The following is a 15848-nucleotide window of genomic DNA, read 5'->3' as shown; positions in this document are numbered from 1 at the left end:
TTTTTTTGAACTGGATCTAAAAATCAATATTTCATTATTCCATAGTTATGAAATAAATGTTCTTCTCCGTGACAGGATTCCAAGAATAGACACCGCCTTGTTGACAGGCACGGCTCACCTTGCTGCCCCCTCTCTCCATAGCGTCAGCCGCGGGCAGAAAAATGGATTAAAATCGGAGCGTTATATGTCACATCAGCGAAAGCACAATACAGGATACGTACTGCGGATCTGCGGTATTGCCGCCCTCGGCGGTATTCTGTTTGGGTATGATACCGCCGTGATTTCCGGCGCCATTGAAGCGTTGAAAAGCTATTTCGATCTCAGTCCGGCGCAAACCGGCTGGGCCGTTTCCAATGTGGTGCTCGGCTGCGTGCTCGGCGCGTTTGCCGCCGGGCCGCTGGCCGGTCGCTATGGCCGTAAAAAAGCACTGATTCTGGCCGCCGTGCTGTTCACCATTTCCGCCGTCGGCGCGGCGCTGGCGGCCAGCTTTACCGAATTTATCATTTATCGCATGATCGGCGGGTTGGCGGTGGGCATCGCGGCCACCGTGTCACCGATGTACATGTCTGAAGTCTCCCCAAAAGACATGCGCGGCCGTGCCCTCAGCATGCAGCAATTCGCCATTGTCTTCGGCCAGATCCTGATCTTTTACGTTAACTTCAAAATCGCCAGTTACGCGTCGGAAGCCTGGCTGGTTGAAATGGGCTGGCGCTGGATGCTCGGCTCGGAAGTGATCCCCTGCCTGCTGTTTTGCCTGCTGGTGTTTATCATTCCTGAATCACCGCGCTGGAACGTGATGGTCGGGCGGGAAGATCAGGCACTGGCAATGCTGACCCGCGTATCCAATGAAAGTCATGCGCGCAGCGTATTGCAGGAGATCAAGGACTCGCTGCAAGAAGATTTGAAAAGCGCCAAGCAAAAGCTCGATTACCACGACAAACGGGTGCGTTTCATTCTGTTTGTCGGCTGCATGATCGCCATGCTGCAGCAGGTGACCGGCGTCAACGTAATGATGTATTACGCGCCGGTGGTGCTGAAAACCGTGACCAGCAGCGCGCAGGAAGCGTTGTTCCAGACCATCTGGATCGGCGTGCTGCAACTGGTTGGCTCGGTGATCGGTGCCATGCTGATGGACCGCATCGGCCGACTGCCACTGATGCGCTACGGTACGCTGGGCACCATCGCCGGCCTGTTGATTACCTCTTACGCCCTGTATAGCGAAACCACCGGTTATCTCGCGCTGTTTGGCATGCTGTTCTTCATGCTGTTCTATGCCCTTTCCTGGGGCGTCGGCTGCTGGGTGCTGATCTCCGAAATTTTCCCGAACCGCATGCGTTCACAAGGGATGAGTATCGCGGTCGGCAGTATGTGGGTTGCCAACTTTGCCGTTTCGCAAACCTTCCCGATGATTAACGATAATCCGTACCTGTTCTCGACCTTCCACGGCGCCTTCCCAATGTGGGTGTTCGCCGCCTGCTGCGTGTTCAGCTACTGGTTTATCTGCCGTTTCATCCCGGAAACCAAAGGGGTTTCACTGGAGAAAATGGAGGGCGTGGTGATGGCGAAACGTTATCGCCAGCCGATCGTCGATGGCAAACCTCTGCCATTGTCTAATGAAAAACCGTAACCGTGACCAATCCAATAGCTTATGTACTCGGGAGTAATGCTCATGACCATTGCGCTAGACCGTTTCTGTATTAACCGCAAGATCGCCCCCAACCTCGATTTGGAACGTTTTTTCCAACTGGTGAACAGATGCGGGCTTCACAACGTCGAGCTGCGTAACGATATGCCCAGCGGCAAAGTATGCGATAACCTGAGCGATACGCAGGTCAATGCATTGGCGGCCAAGTACGGTATCAACATCGTGACCATCAATGCCCTCGGCATGTTTAATCTGCTGGACGACAAAACCCAGTTGCTGGATCGCGCTGAAGCACTGCTGGGTACGGCAAAGGCAATCCACAGCAAGGCGCTGGTGCTGTGCCCACACTGCAGCAGTGCCGACCAGCGCAACGACGCGCAAAAACAGTACGATACCCTGTCGGCATTAACGCTGCTGGCACCGTTATTGCAAAAATATGGCATTGAAGGATATGTGGAACCGCTCGGCTTCGGTATCAGCTCATTGCGTTCATCATTGCTGACCCAGGCGATCATCCGCGATTCCGGCGCACCGTATAAAATGGTGCTGGATACCTTCCATCATTATCTCAGCGACGTCGATCAGGCCGAATTCGACGGACAAATCCAGGTTGGGCAAATTGGCCTGGTGCATCTTTCCGGCGTGGAAGATCCTCGCGACAAAGGCACGCTGAGCGATGAGGAGCGCATTATGCTCAGCGCGCAAGACCGGCTGGAAAGCAAAAAACAGGTGCAGAATCTGGAACGCCTTGGCTACCAAGGTATTTACGCGTTTGAGCCATTCTCTTCCCAATTGAATTCCTGGACAGAAGCGGACATTGAGCGGGAAATTCGCCAAAGCATTGCACTGTTGCAACAACCCTAACCCTCTGAAAACGGCCTCGCTAGAGGCCGTTTGGCGGTGGTGACAGAGTTGTCTGCTGGAACGAGATACTCGGGCCTAACGCACCTCGGGGCCCTTCGGCGGCTCACGCCGCTACGACCCCAACGGCACGCTTTCCCTAATATCCGACGTTGTCAGCCGTCTGAAAACGGTCTCTAGCGGGGCCGTTTGGCGGTGGTGACAGAGTTGTCTGCTGGAACGAGATACCCGGGCCTAACGCACCTCGGGGCCCTTCGGCGGCTCACGCCGCTACGACCCCAACGGCACGCTCTCCCTAATATCCGACGTTGTCAGCCGTCTGAAAACGGTTTCTAGCGAGGCCGTTTGGCGGTGGTGACAGAGTTGTCTGCTGGAACGAGATACCCGGGCCTAACGCACCTCGGGGCCCTTCGGCGGCTCACGCCGCTACGACCCCAACGGCACGCTCTCCCTAATATCCGACGTTGTCAGCCGTCTGAAAACGGTCTCTAGCGAGGCCGTTTGGCGGTTATTTCAGGTTGCTGACTATCAGTTGGTGCCGCGGGTTATAAAACTTGCGGTACGCCAGGTAGCAGGCAAGGATGGTCGACAAACTGGCCGTCGACAACATCATAAACGTCACCATGATTTGATATTTGATGGCTTTGACCGGATCGATACCAGCAAAAATCAGGCCGGACATCATGCCTGGCAGACTTACCAGACCCACCGTTTTCGCCGAGTCGACCGTCGGGATCAACGAGGCACGAATACTGTCGCGGATAAGCTGCGCCGAGGCGAATTTCGGTGATGCGCCCAGGCTCAGCATTTCCTGAATCTTCTGCTGTTCACCTTTAAACCGCTGACCAAGATTGTTGTAACACAACCCCACAGCGACCATCGCGTTGCCGGCAATCATGCCGGAGATCGGAATCACCTGCATGGGGGTAAATTCAATCGAGCCAGTCAATACCAGCACCAGCAGCGTGAGCACCGCCCCGGTGGTGATGGCAATAAACGAGATCACAAACGCGTGCTCGATATATTTACTGCGTTTTTTGGCGTTATACGCCGCGTTAAAGCAGATAAACAGCACCATTAGCACCGTCAGCATGGCGTTATTGATATCGAAAATATACTTCAGTACGTAACCGACGATAATCAACTGCACCACCGCCCGGCAAATACTCCAGATGATGTCTTTTTCCAGTGCCAGTTTTTCTTTATGACTGATGAGAATCGCCACCAGCACCAATATCATCGACAGGCCCAGGGATTCATTGGTGATGTTATGCTGACTCATGTAATGACTCCGATTGCGGTGCGTGATGCGCCTGCAGTTCAATGACATCATCTGCATGGGCAATTTCGTCTCTATCGTGCGTTACCCACAGCACGGCCACGCCCTGCCCAGCCACCAGTTGATGTATCATCTCGTTGACGTTGCGCTTGTTACTTTCATCCAGCGCGCTGGTAATTTCGTCCAATAGCAGCACCTTGGGTGTGAACTGCAAATTGCGAATCAGCGAAACACGCTGCTTTTCGCCGCCGGACAGTTCATTGATGCTTTTCGACAACAGGTTCTCCGGCAGCATCAGACGCGCCAAATCCTGCTTCATTTTTTGCTCATCGGGTTTTTGCTGGCGAATTTGATAGGGCAGTGCCAGATTGTCATATACCGTACTGCCGAATAGCGATGGTGTTTGGAAACAGTACGAAACCTGTTTGCGGTACTCTTCCGGCTGTATGTCGTTAATATTTTTACCATCAAAAACGATCTCGCCGCGCGTAGGGCCGATCAACGAAGAAACAATTTTCAATAATGTGCTTTTGCCGCAGCCTGAAGGCCCGGTGATCAATTTAAATTCCCCGACATTCAGGCTGAACGATACCGAGTCCAGAATAATCGCCTCATCTATTTGATAATTGATCTCATTTACTCTCAGCAAATTACCGCCACGCATTACAACTCCGGTTATGGCTGGAAACTGGCCGCCAGTATATGACCGAATAAATGTGACTGGCAAATAGCCGGCGGCAGAGACAAAAAAACCCCGGCGATTAAGCCAGGGTCAGATTGTTGCCGGTTACTTTCCCGGCCGTCATAATTGTGGCGTAAGCGTTCATCGAACACTCCAACGTTACGCGGCCTAAGCACGACCATGGCACAACAGAAAAAAGTACGGCGAAAGAAAATGGGGCAATACGCTTTGCTGTTGGTCATCGACATTCGGGCTGGCGCCGAAAGATAAAGCAGAGGGTCAGACGGGGAGAGATTAATCCCGGCGTAAAACCGGGATTAACAAAGCGGGTGACGGTATCTTGACTGCTCCGGCTGACGCCATCTTCGCTATTGCAAGAACTCAGACCCGACTTTATATCTTACAGAACAACCACGTTGCCTGCAGATGGGCCTTTCTGACCATTTTCGATGGTGAATTCGACCTTTTGGCCTTCATCCAGCGTTTTGAAATCGTTGCTCTGGATAGCAGAGAAATGCACGAATACATCTTTGCTGCCGTCCGCAGGAGAAATGAAACCAAAACCTTTACCAGCGTCAAACCATTTTACTAAACCAGTCATTTTATTAGACATAGAAATTTCCTTCATTATTTATTGGCCGCCATAAGGCGATAGGGGCTTGTTTTCGGCGTTAACTTATGGGGGCACTAAATAAGAGAATTCACGGGAAAAGAAGTATCTGGAAGGATATCGCTAATACTGAGAACTGCTTTACTAAAACTGCTTTCATAAGGTCTGTACCACAAACCGGTGACGCTATTTACACATAGCCATGAGTTATTAGCAAACCTTTTTTATAATTATTTTAAATAAACCAGGGTTATTAGCAGCTTGGCTGCCGGCAAAATCGTCCTATAGCCAGTAACGCCACACTTCCATTACCGGCCACTCACTCGGCACCCGCTAGAAGCGGTATTACCGGGATGATTAGCCGCTTCAAGGCGAGAGCGCCGACGCTCATTACGAACCAGAACGTAACCATGGCGTGATGGTCACCGCGGTCAGCAACCCCTCCGGGCTCAGCAAACGCGTCACCGTCTGACCCCAGGGCTCTTCACGCTGCGGGACCAGCAACTGATAACCGCGATCGCGCAGGATACGGGTTGCCGCAGCAATATCCTCAACTTCAAATTCGATCCAGCCTTGAGGCACCGGAACATCATCAGGCCATTGCGCACTGCCAAAACAGGAGTATGCCGCCTGGGATAGCGGCCACAGTGCAAAATGCTTAACGCCGCCGAGCACGTCGGCCTCTGTCAGCAAATAATCGCTATTGCCATCCATAGACTTCAGCGGCAGTCCCAACGTTTCGAGATAGAATGTCTTGCTGGTTGGCGTATCTCGGGTTATCGGGCCAAACCCCGCGACAAACAGGACATTGATACCGCTTAATTCTGCTGCCATCGTTTACTCCTGTTAACCGGGTTTCATCGCTTAAGCGAACGCCTTAAGCACACAACGCCCGCAATAGGGTTTACTCAGCGCGCCAACCGCCTGTCAGCCGCGCGGCGCCGCCGCCAAGGCCTGTGCACAGGCCCAGGCAGAACTCCAGGCCCATTGGAAATTATAGCCGCCCAGCCAGCCAGTGACGTCCACCACTTCGCCAATAAAATAAAGGCCGGGCACACGACTGGCCTCCATGGTTTTGGAAGACAGCTCGCGAGTGTCTACGCCGCCCAGCGTCACTTCTGCGGTGCGATAGCCTTCGGTGCCATTTGGCTGCACGCGCCAATTTTGCAGGCTGTCCACCAGCGCCGCCTGCTGCACAGGGGTAAGCTGCTTCAGCGTGGCTTCCGGTAATTGACCCAGCGTCTGCAGGCATTCGACCAACCGTTTCGGCAGATGCAACGCCAGCGTATTCTTCAGGCTCTGATTGGGGTGAGCCTGACGCTGTTGGTCAAGAAATCCCGCCAGATCTAGCTCAGGAAGTAAGTTAATACTCACAAACTCACCAGGTTGCCAGTAGCTGGAAATTTGCAGCACCGCCGGACCGGACAACCCGCGGTGGGTAAACAGAATTGCTTCGCGGAACAGGGTGCCGTTTTCGGCGGTGACGGTGGCCGGCACCGAAACCCCGGACAGCGTCTGTGAATGCTCCAGCAACGGTTTATGCAGGGTGAATGGCACCAATGCGGCGCGGGTCGGCAACACCTGCAAACCAAACTGTTGCGCCAGCTTGTAACCAAACGGCGAGGCGCCAAGCCCCGGCATCGACAGTCCACCGCTGGCCACCACAAGTGAGCGAGTGCTTACAACCTCACCATTCAGCGTCAGTTCGAAGCCGCCGTCGGTTTTTTCGACGCTCAGCACCTCGCTGCGCAATCGGGTAGTCACCTGGCCCAGCGCACATTCCTGTACCAGCATCTCCACTACCTGCTGCGCCGAATCGTCGCAGAACAGCTGGCCAAGAGTTTTCTCATGATAGGCGATGCCATAGCGGTTGATCAGGTCGATAAAGTCCCACTGGGTATAACGCGCCAGCGCGGATTTGCAAAAATGCGGGTTATTGGACAGGTACGCTGCCGGTTCGGCGTACATATTGGTGAAGTTGCAGCGGCCTCCCCCCGACATCAGGATCTTGCGGCCCGGTTTTTTGCCGTTATCGAGCAGCAGCACCCGGCAGCCGAGTTGCCCTGCCTGCGCAGCACAAAACATGCCCGCCGCACCGGCACCGATTACTACGACATCAAACTGTTCCACCTTCGCCTCACTTGGATAAAATCACAATCACCGCAAAAGCGCGCCATTTTACGCGATTTCGCCGCCGGTCTCCGCTTATTTGCGACGGGCGATTGTAAAGGCTTGTGGCTGCCGGCACCATAGTAAGGAAATGTGATCATCGGTAAATTGGTGTAACACGCTGATATTTATTTAGTTTACACCATCAATATCGGCGTGCTGTCATCAGGAAATCAAAAAAACGTCATATTTTCCTTTTCCCCAACACCGGTTGTCGCAGATAATGCGCGGCGTTCATGTCCACAAACCTGGCGTAACGCTTATGCTGCATTTGTTCGCTGGCCTGGATTTCAATACCGGCCTGATGTTGATACTCGCATTGCTGTTCGTACTGATTTATGAAGCCATCAACGGCTTCCACGATACGGCCAATGCGGTTGCTACTGTAATCTATACCCGCGCCATGCGCTCGCAACTTGCGGTCGTGATGGCAGGCGTATTTAACTTCCTTGGCGTGATACTCGGTGGTTTGAGTGTTGCCTACGCCATTGTCCACCTGCTGCCAACCGATCTGCTGCTGAACGTCAGTTCCGCACATGGTTTAGCCATGGTCTTTTCCATGCTGCTGGCGGCGATTATCTGGAACCTCGGCACCTGGTATTTTGGTCTGCCGGCCTCCAGTTCCCACACGTTGATTGGCGCCATTATCGGTGTCGGCCTGACCAACGCCCTGATGACCAACACCTCGGTGGTGGATGCGCTCAATGTGCCGAAAATGATCAGCATTTTCCTGTCATTGATCTTCTCCCCGCTGGTCGGGATGATGGTGGCCGGGCTGATGGTCTTTGTGCTGCGTCGCTACTGGAGCGGCACCAAAAAACGCCAGCGTATTCACATGACGCCAGCGGAGCGTGAAAAGGTCGACGGTAAACGCAAGCCGCCGTTCTGGACGCGCATCGCGTTGATCCTGTCCGCCGTCGGCGTCAGTTTCTCGCACGGCGCCAACGACGGTCAGAAAGGCATCGGCCTGATTATGCTGGTACTGATCGGCGTCGCCCCGGCCGGCTTTGTGCTCAATATGAATGCAACCGGTTATGACATCACCCGTACGCGTGATGCCGTAAACCACCTGCAGCAATATTATTTGCAGCACAGCGATTCACTGTCGCACGTGGTCGCCATGACACCGCTGGTGCCAACGCCGGAAGAGTCCGTTTCCGCCAATGAGCCGCCACAGTTCCATTGTGACAGCTCGCGCGCCATGCCGGCTATCCAGTTGGCTTCCGGGTTACTGAACGGTCTGCAAAGCTATGACCAGCTATCGGTCGAACAACGCAGCCATCTGCGTCGCTTGCTGATGTGCGTCACCGATACGGCCGATCGCGTCGCCAAGCTGCCAGAAACGCCTGCCGAAGATAAACGCTTCCTGAGTAACCTGCGTCAGGATCTGCTGCAAACCGTCGAGTATGCGCCGATCTGGATTATCGTTGCGGTAGCGCTGGCGCTGTCTCTCGGTACCATGGTTGGCTGGAAGCGCGTTGCCACCACCATCGGTGAGAAAATTGGCAAGAAAGGCATGACCTATGCCCAGGGCGTTTCTGCTCAGATGACTGCAGCGCTGTCGATTGGCGTTGCCAGCTACACCGGTATGCCGGTCTCCACCACGCACGTGCTGTCCTCGGCGGTTGCCGGGACGATGATCGTCGATGGCGGTGGCGTACAGAGTAAAACCGTGAAGAATATCCTGCTGGCCTGGGTATTAACCCTGCCGGTGGCGATTGTCCTGTCGGGCTCGCTGTACTGGTTGGCGTTGAAGCTGATTTAAATCGGCAAGTGACGAGAAGGCGGCCCTGGTGGCCGCCTTTTTTATGCCGTCAGTACCAGATAGCCATCGCCACCAGGCTGATGACCACCAGCCCACACAGCGCAGAAGTCAGCATGAACTGGCCTCGAACCCGCTCGCAACGGCGAATGAACTCTGGATCGTGGTGATCGGTATAGCGCTGAGCATAGATATAGCGCACCAGCCGTAGCTGCTTGCTGGGCTGGCCGTGGGCAGTAAAGAACCCGCCACCGTCAACGTATTGGTACAGCAAAGGATCGCAACCGCGCAACACCACCAGCAGTGCACGCAAAGAAGAGTAATACCGCACCATGTTTACCACACATACCACACACAAAGCCCAAAATAGCGCGACGGTACTGATCATGATTCCTCCTCAAGGCGTTGTGATCCACGGCAACCCACCGGGCCAACTGCCCTACTTCGCATCCAATACTCAGCCGGAGCCTGCTGCTCCTGTCCGCTTTACAACCCCACACAGGCCGCGATACCCGTAACTACTGGCGACGGGGCATCGATACGCAAATGCATATTGAACGCCGTCCGGCTCAAGGAAAAAGGGTGAGGCCTTATCATCATTGTAGAATAATCAAACGCAAACTGGCCCCGGTAAGCGAGAAAATTTACCCCAGTGCGTAAATCGGCCACAGGCCTGTGCCGCCGCGCGACACGGCATTACCCCGCTTTTCAACTATACTCACAGCAACAATGCTTATATTTCAAACGGTCAAATACAAATTAACCGCATAAAGAATAGGATTTTTTACGCTTCGGGTGTAAAACTGAAAGGGTAAACATGGCAAAACTTATTGATACGTTGCGGTGTGATCGGCCCAACATATCACCGCATTATCTGAATGATATTATGCAGGTAAACAAATGTGCCAGGCTGGTACGCTGATGCCTGCTAACCCTTTAATCGGCATTAAATGGAAGGAGTATTCTCATGGCTTACAAACACATTCTGATTGCGGTGGACCTGTCGCCGGAAAGCAAAGTCCTGGTGGAAAAAGCAGTATCAATGGCGCGACCGTACAATGCCAAAGTCTCCTTGATCCACGTTGATGTGAATTATTCGGATCTGTATACCGGCCTGATCGACGTTAACCTGGGCGACATGCAAAAACGCATTTCCGAAGAAACCCACCATGCGCTGACCGAACTGTCGCAAAACGCCGGCTACCCAATTACCGAAACCCTGAGCGGCAGCGGTGATTTGGCACAGGTATTGGTGGATGCCATCAAGAAATACGATATGGATCTGGTGCTGTGCGGCCACCATCAGGATTTCTGGAGCAAGCTGATGTCTTCCGCACGCCAGCTGATCAACACCGTGCACATCGATATGCTGATTGTACCGCTGCGCGACGAAGACGATGAGGAAGAAGAAGCTTAAAGTAAGCGCTTCCTAACATCGAATGCCTACGCCCGCGCCTGCGGGCGTTTTTTTTGCCCGTACCGTGCAGAATAGCGTGTTTAACACGCACCCCGCAGTGATATAGTCAAAAAAGACACAATATCTTCCCCCGTATTTTCAAACCGATAACCATAAAGGGGGCAACCACTATGCCACAGGAGTTCTCCATGGATCAGGCCGTATCTCTTGACGCTTTCCTCGCGACTTTACAGCAGCAAAATCCTTATCAACCCGAATACCTGCAAGCGGTGCGTGAAGTCTTCACCTCGCTTTGGCCGTTTATTGAGCAAAACCCGCGCTACCGCGAATATGCCCTGCTGGAACGGCTGGTCGAACCTGAGCGCACCATTCAATTCCGCGTCAGTTGGGTGAACGACGCCGGCCAGGTGCAGGTCAACCGCGCCTGGCGCGTACAGTTCAATTCCGCCATCGGACCGTATAAAGGCGGTATGCGTTTTCATCCATCGGTTAACCTGTCGATACTGAAGTTTCTCGGCTTCGAGCAAACCTTCAAGAACGCGTTGACCACGCTGCCAATGGGCGGTGGCAAAGGCGGTGCCGACTTCGACCCGAAAGGCAAAAGCCAAGGTGAAATCATGCGCTTCTGCCAGGCGCTGATGAGTGAACTGTATCGCCATCTTGGGCCGGATACCGACGTGCCAGCCGGTGATATCGGCGTTGGCGGGCGTGAAGTCGGTTTTATGGCCGGCATGATGAAGAAACTGTCCAACAATACCGCCTGCGTATTTACCGGCAAAGGTCTGTCCTTTGGCGGTAGCCTGATACGTCCGGAGGCCACCGGCTACGGCCTGGTGTATTTTACCCAGGCCATGCTGCAGCGCCACGGGCTCGGATTTGAAGGCATGCGCGTGGCGGTTTCCGGCGCTGGCAACGTGGCGCAGTTCGCCATTGAAAAAGCGCTGGCGATGGGCGCCCGCGTTGTCACCGCGTCCGATTCCGGTGGCACCGTGGTTGATGAAGCCGGTTTCACCAGCGAAAAGCTGGCGCACCTGGCCGAGATCAAAAACCAGCGTTACGGCCGTATAGAAGACTACGCCCGTGAGCGCGGCCTGATTTTCTTGTCAGGAGAGCAGCCGTGGAACCTGCCGGTGGATATCGCGCTGCCGTGTGCCACTCAAAATGAACTCGATCTGACCGCCGCTCGAACGCTGATTCAAAACGGCATCAAAGCCGTGGCCGAAGGTGCCAACATGCCAACCACCATTCAGGCCACCGATGCTTTCCTGGAGGCCGGCGTCCTGTTTGCGCCCGGCAAAGCGGCCAATGCCGGCGGAGTAGCCACCTCCGGGTTGGAAATGGCGCAAAATGCCGCGCGCATCGGCTGGAAGGCGGAGAAAGTTGATGTTCGTTTACAACATATCATGGCGGATATTCACCAGGCCTGCGTGGAACATGGCGGCAACAGCAAGCAGACGCACTACGTTCACGGTGCCAATATTGCCGGTTTCGTCAAGGTTGCGGACGCCATGCTGGCGCAAGGGGTACTGTAACCGCCACGGCGGGTGATCTGCCTCACAAAGCGGGTAAAACCTTTCATGCCGGCGTCAACGTCGGCATTTTTTTATTCTCGCCATCGCGAAAATGTTATTTATATGTATGTAAATTGATAATTATTTGGTTAATAACGGCTAACAAACTGTAGTAAAATTACCACGCCATATTTATTTAACTTATATTTAACATATTAAACCGCTAAATTTTACCTTAATCTGCACAGATCACATTTTTCCAACTTTGGCTACGCCCCCTCTTCCATTCCTTTGTAACCTGCAGCGGTGGAAAAACCGCCACCCCTACAGATAAGAAAAGGTACAGCTATGAAATTTAACCTCGCATTATTAAATGCATGTGTGGTTTCTGCGTGCATGTTATCAACACCGGGCTTTGCTGCTGAAAAATATGAAATCGCCGTGGTCGCCAAGGTCACCGGCATTCCGTGGTTCAACCGCATGGAAGTCGGCGTCAACGACGCGGCGAAAAAGCTCGACGTCAACGCCTATCAGACCGGTCCGTCAACGCCGGACCCCGCCGCGCAGGTCAAAGTGATTGAGGATCTGATCGCCAAAAACGTCAATGCCATTATCGTGGTGCCAAACGACGCCAAGGTGCTGGAGCCGGTGCTGAAGAAAGCGCGCGACAAAGGCATTGTGGTATTGACCCACGAATCGCCGGACCAGCAGATCGGTCAGTGGGATATCGAAACCATCGATAGCGAGAAATATGCGCAGGCCAATATCGATGAGCTGGCCAAGGATATGGGCGGCAAAGGCGGCTACGCCATCTATGTCGGTTCGCTGACCGTGCCGTTGCATAATGCCTGGGCCGATTCCGCGGTTAAATATCAAAAAGAAAAATACCCTGACATGTTCGAAGTCACCCAGCGTCTGCCGGTGGCTGAAAGCATCGACAAGTCCTATTCCACCACGCTGGATCTGATGAAAACCTACCCGCAAATGAAGGGCATCATCGGCTTCGGTTCATTGGGGCCAATCGGCGCCGGGCAGGCAGTGGCCAAGAAACGCGCCAAGAACAAGATCTCGGTGGTGGGCATCGCCATGCCAGCGCAGGCAGCGCCTTACCTGATGCGCGGCGACATTAAAAAAGCGCTGCTGTGGGATCCGAAAGACGCCGGCTATGCGCTGGTGACGGTGGCCGATCAATTGCTGCAAGGCAAGGCGGTGACCAAAGATTTGTCGATCGAAGGGCTGGGTAAAGCCGACGTCGATATGGACAACAAAGTGATTCGGTTTAATAAAATTCTGGAAGTTACCAAAGATAACGCCAAGTCACTGGGCTTTTGATTTTTAATATTCGCCACACCGGGAATTTATAAACGTAACGGCGCAGTTCTCGACCGGCTGCGCCCACGGTTTATACCGTCGCAACATAGGTTATTGCCATGACATCCTCTACCGCATTTATCACGCTGGAAAATATCAGTAAAAAGTTCCCCGGCGTGCTGGCATTGGACCAAATAAGCCTGACGCTCAATAAAGGCGAGGTGCATTGCCTGGCCGGGCAAAATGGCTGTGGTAAAAGTACCATTATCAAAGTTATTTCTGGCGTCTATCAGCCGGAAAAAGGTGCCAACATCTCACTGGAAGGAAAATTATTCCACGCCCTGACGCCACAGCTGTCCGGCCATTATGGCATTCAGGTGATTTATCAGGATCTCTCGTTATTTCCCAATCTGACGGTGGCGGAAAACATCGCCATTCACCGCTACCTGCCCGGCGGCCATTTCTGGGTCAAACGCAACCGCATGCGTCAGATGGCGCTGGACGCCATGGCACGGGTTGGCGTCAGCATCGATCCAGACAAAAAGGTCGAGAAACTGTCGATTGCCGATCGCCAACTGGTGGCCATCTGCCGCGCCATCGCCGCCGAAGCCCGGCTGGTGATCATGGATGAACCCACCGCCTCGCTGACGCGTCAGGAGGTTGACGGTCTGCTGCGCGTGGTCAATGAGTTGAAAGCCGCCGACATCTGCGTGGTTTTTGTCAGCCACCGACTGGATGAAGTGATGGAAGTTGCCGATCGCATCAGCGTGATGCGTGACGGCAAGCTGGTCGGCACCTACCCGGCGAGCGAATTGGACAGCCACGAACTGGCGTTCCTGATGACCGGCCAACGCTTCCACTACAGTCATTTGCCCGCGCGGCCACCGGTGGAGAGCACCCCGCTGCTGGAGATCAACAACCTTAGCCGCCGCGATAAATACCGCAATATCAATCTGGCACTGCGTGGCGGCGAAATCGTGTCGATCGTCGGTCTGTTGGGGGCCGGCCGTAGCGAACTGTGCCTGAGCCTGTTCGGCATGACGCAACCGGACAGCGGTGAAATACGCGTTGACGGCCAGCCGGTACGCCTACACAACAACCGCGAAGCGGTGCGCCACGGCATTGCCTACGTCTCGGAAGATCGCCTGACGCAAGGGCTGATCATGGAGCAATCGATTTACGATAACACCATCGTCACGGTGTTCGACCAGCTGCATACTCCACTCGGCCTGCTGGATCACCAAAAGGCTCGCCATCTGGTGAACTCGCTGATTCGCGAACTGAATATCAAAGTGTCCGACAGCGCGCTGCCGGTAAAAACCCTGTCCGGCGGCAACGCTCAGCGCATCGCCATCGCCAAATGGGTGGCGACCCAACCCAAGATCCTGATCCTCGACTCGCCGACCGTCGGCGTCGATATCGCCAACAAGGAAGGGATCTACCAGATCGCCAAAGATCTGGCCGAACGCGGCATGGCAGTACTGATGATCTGCGATGAGATCCCGGAAGCTTATTACAACAGTCATCGGGTACTGGTGATGCGCAAAGGCGAACTGGTCGCCGAATTTTCGCCGCATCACTGCACCGAACAACAGATCGCCGAGGTGGTGAATGGATAAGTCGTTTCTCGCTCGCCTGGCCGGGCGGCATGAATTCTATCTTGGCCTGCTGGTGTTGGTATTGGCGCTGGGGCTGAGTATCGGCACCGATGAATTTCTGACGCTGGGCAACCTGACCGACGTCGCCACCAGCTACGCCATTCTCGGCATTCTGGCCTGCGGCCTGTTTGTGGTGCTGATTGCCGGCGGAATTGATATTTCATTCCCGGCGATCACCGCCATCGCCCAGTACGTGATGGCCAGTTGGATCATTACTCACGGCGGCAGCTTTCCGCTGGCGTTCGCCATGGCCATCGGCGTCGGCCTGCTGCTCGGGCTGATGAACGGTTTCCTGGTGTACTGGCTGAAGGTACCGGCGATTATCATTACCATCGCCACGCTGAATCTGTTCTACGGCCTGCTGGTGTATGCCACCAATGGCACCTGGCTGTACGGTTTTCCAGACTGGTTCATGGATGGCATCAACTGGTTCTCGTTTACCGCCGGCGACGGCTATGACTACGGCCTGACGCTGCCGCTGCTGTGCCTGCTGGCGGTGATTATCGTTACCGGCGTCCTGATGAACTTCACCCGCCTCGGCCGCCAGATTTTCGCCATGGGCGGCAACCGCGACGCCGCATCGCGCCTGGGGTTGAATCTGCTGCGGCTGCATTTTTATGTCTATGGCTATATGGGCATTCTGGCAGGCATCGCCGCGGTAGTGCAGGCGCAAATCACCCAATCGGTGGCGCCAAACTCGCTGCTCGGCTTTGAACTGACGGTGCTGGCGGCGGTGGTGCTTGGCGGTACCAGCATGACCGGCGGACGCGGTTCGCTCACCGGCACCCTGCTTGGCGTGGTATTGCTGGCCTTCCTGCAAAATGGCCTGACGTTGCTCAGCGTGTCCTCATACTGGCACACGGTATTCAGCGGGCTGATTATTCTGATCAGCATCAGTAGCACCGCCTGGAATGAAAAACGTAAGCTGGCCAAGGAGATATGA

The 15848-nt window shown here is 54.3% G+C and carries 14 protein-coding genes; 8 read left to right on the top strand and 6 right to left on the bottom strand.

The features are described from left to right. Positions 1–184: 184 nt before the first annotated feature. Positions 185–1627 carry a sugar porter family MFS transporter gene (locus ACCC84_RS18010; RefSeq protein WP_039991378.1) on the top strand — a complete coding sequence of 481 codons (1443 nt, stop codon included), beginning with the start codon at positions 185–187 and terminating at the stop codon, positions 1625–1627. Between the two features lie 42 nt (positions 1628–1669). Further along, positions 1670–2509, top strand: coding sequence for a TIM barrel protein (locus ACCC84_RS18005; protein WP_039991379.1), 840 nt, complete (start codon positions 1670–1672; stop codon positions 2507–2509). Positions 2510–3014: 505 nt separating this feature from the next. On the opposite strand, the gene fetB is transcribed toward ACCC84_RS18005, so the two are convergent. From fetB to ACCC84_RS17980, 5 genes are all read right to left on the bottom strand, one after another. Next, the gene (gene fetB / locus ACCC84_RS18000) at positions 3015–3788 is read right to left on the bottom strand and encodes an iron efflux ABC transporter permease subunit FetB (RefSeq protein WP_004956402.1); all 774 of its coding nucleotides are present in this window, start codon (positions 3786–3788) and stop codon (positions 3015–3017) included. After that, a complete protein-coding gene (gene fetA / locus ACCC84_RS17995; protein WP_004956403.1) occupies positions 3775–4449 on the bottom strand; it encodes an iron efflux ABC transporter ATP-binding subunit FetA in 675 nt (224 codons plus the stop codon). The genes fetB and fetA overlap by 14 nt, the downstream gene beginning before the upstream one ends. Positions 4450–4867: 418 nt before the next feature. Beyond that, positions 4868–5080, bottom strand: a complete 213-nt coding sequence (gene cspE, locus ACCC84_RS17990) for a transcription antiterminator/RNA stability regulator CspE (RefSeq protein ID WP_039991380.1) — start codon at positions 5078–5080, stop codon at positions 4868–4870. Positions 5081–5467: 387 nt separating this feature from the next. Beyond that, complete coding sequence (locus ACCC84_RS17985; RefSeq protein WP_198773696.1) at positions 5468–5911, bottom strand: VOC family protein; 444 nt, start codon at positions 5909–5911, stop codon at positions 5468–5470. Between the two features lie 93 nt (positions 5912–6004). Then, positions 6005–7207, bottom strand: a complete 1203-nt coding sequence (locus ACCC84_RS17980) for a BaiN/RdsA family NAD(P)/FAD-dependent oxidoreductase (RefSeq protein WP_198773695.1) — start codon at positions 7205–7207, stop codon at positions 6005–6007. Between the two features lie 301 nt (positions 7208–7508). Here ACCC84_RS17980 and pitA point away from each other — a divergent pair, with 301 nt between their 5' ends. Continuing rightward, positions 7509–9011 (top strand): inorganic phosphate transporter PitA, encoded by a 1503-nt coding sequence (gene pitA, locus ACCC84_RS17975; RefSeq protein WP_004956409.1) that lies wholly within the window; start codon positions 7509–7511, stop codon positions 9009–9011. Positions 9012–9060: 49 nt separating this feature from the next. Here pitA and uspB read toward each other — a convergent pair whose 3' ends face one another. Beyond that, positions 9061–9396 (bottom strand): universal stress protein UspB, encoded by a 336-nt coding sequence (gene uspB / locus ACCC84_RS17970; RefSeq protein WP_004956410.1) that lies wholly within the window; start codon positions 9394–9396, stop codon positions 9061–9063. A gap of 579 nt (positions 9397–9975) precedes the next feature. Here uspB and uspA point away from each other — a divergent pair. From uspA to ACCC84_RS17945, 5 genes are all read left to right on the top strand, one after another. Beyond that, entirely contained in the window at positions 9976–10425 is a 450-nt protein-coding gene (gene uspA / locus ACCC84_RS17965; RefSeq protein ID WP_004956411.1) for a universal stress protein UspA, read from the top strand. Positions 10426–10613: 188 nt separating this feature from the next. Continuing rightward, the gene (gene gdhA, locus ACCC84_RS17960; protein ID WP_039991382.1) at positions 10614–11957 is read left to right on the top strand and encodes an NADP-specific glutamate dehydrogenase; all 1344 of its coding nucleotides are present in this window, start codon (positions 10614–10616) and stop codon (positions 11955–11957) included. Between the two features lie 327 nt (positions 11958–12284). Continuing rightward, on the top strand, positions 12285–13268 hold the full coding sequence (locus ACCC84_RS17955) for an autoinducer 2 ABC transporter substrate-binding protein (protein ID WP_039991383.1): 984 nt from the start codon (positions 12285–12287) through the stop codon (positions 13266–13268). Between the two features lie 98 nt (positions 13269–13366). Then, positions 13367–14866: a sugar ABC transporter ATP-binding protein gene (locus ACCC84_RS17950; RefSeq protein ID WP_004956414.1), complete on the top strand. Its 1500-nt coding sequence runs from the start codon at positions 13367–13369 to the stop codon at positions 14864–14866. Further along, positions 14859–15848 carry an ABC transporter permease gene (locus ACCC84_RS17945; RefSeq protein ID WP_004956415.1) on the top strand — a complete coding sequence of 330 codons (990 nt, stop codon included), beginning with the start codon at positions 14859–14861 and terminating at the stop codon, positions 15846–15848. The genes ACCC84_RS17950 and ACCC84_RS17945 overlap by 8 nt, the downstream gene beginning before the upstream one ends.

The organism is Serratia odorifera (assembly GCF_041448735.1).
Lineage (GTDB): Bacteria > Pseudomonadota > Gammaproteobacteria > Enterobacterales > Enterobacteriaceae > Serratia_F > Serratia_F odorifera.
This window is presented reverse-complemented; position numbering and strand designations above follow the sequence as displayed.

Bases quoted from the DNA above. Each gene is read 5' to 3' on its own strand.
- uspB (WP_004956410.1), bottom strand. From the start codon at position 9,396: ATGATCAGTACCGTCGCGCTATTTTGGGCTTTGTGTGTGGTATGTGTG.
- uspA (WP_004956411.1), top strand. From the start codon at position 9,976: ATGGCTTACAAACACATTCTGATTGCGGTGGACCTGTCGCCGGAAAGC.
- gdhA (WP_039991382.1), top strand. From the start codon at position 10,614: ATGGATCAGGCCGTATCTCTTGACGCTTTCCTCGCGACTTTACAGCAG.
- fetB (WP_004956402.1), bottom strand. From the start codon at position 3,788: ATGAGTCAGCATAACATCACCAATGAATCCCTGGGCCTGTCGATGATA.
- ACCC84_RS17985 (WP_198773696.1), bottom strand. From the start codon at position 5,911: ATGGCAGCAGAATTAAGCGGTATCAATGTCCTGTTTGTCGCGGGGTTT.
- ACCC84_RS17945 (WP_004956415.1), top strand. From the start codon at position 14,859: ATGGATAAGTCGTTTCTCGCTCGCCTGGCCGGGCGGCATGAATTCTAT.
- fetA (WP_004956403.1), bottom strand. From the start codon at position 4,449: ATGCGTGGCGGTAATTTGCTGAGAGTAAATGAGATCAATTATCAAATA.
- cspE (WP_039991380.1), bottom strand. From the start codon at position 5,080: ATGTCTAATAAAATGACTGGTTTAGTAAAATGGTTTGACGCTGGTAAA.
- ACCC84_RS18005 (WP_039991379.1), top strand. From the start codon at position 1,670: ATGACCATTGCGCTAGACCGTTTCTGTATTAACCGCAAGATCGCCCCC.
- ACCC84_RS18010 (WP_039991378.1), top strand. From the start codon at position 185: ATGTCACATCAGCGAAAGCACAATACAGGATACGTACTGCGGATCTGC.
- ACCC84_RS17955 (WP_039991383.1), top strand. From the start codon at position 12,285: ATGAAATTTAACCTCGCATTATTAAATGCATGTGTGGTTTCTGCGTGC.
- pitA (WP_004956409.1), top strand. From the start codon at position 7,509: ATGCTGCATTTGTTCGCTGGCCTGGATTTCAATACCGGCCTGATGTTG.
- ACCC84_RS17950 (WP_004956414.1), top strand. From the start codon at position 13,367: ATGACATCCTCTACCGCATTTATCACGCTGGAAAATATCAGTAAAAAG.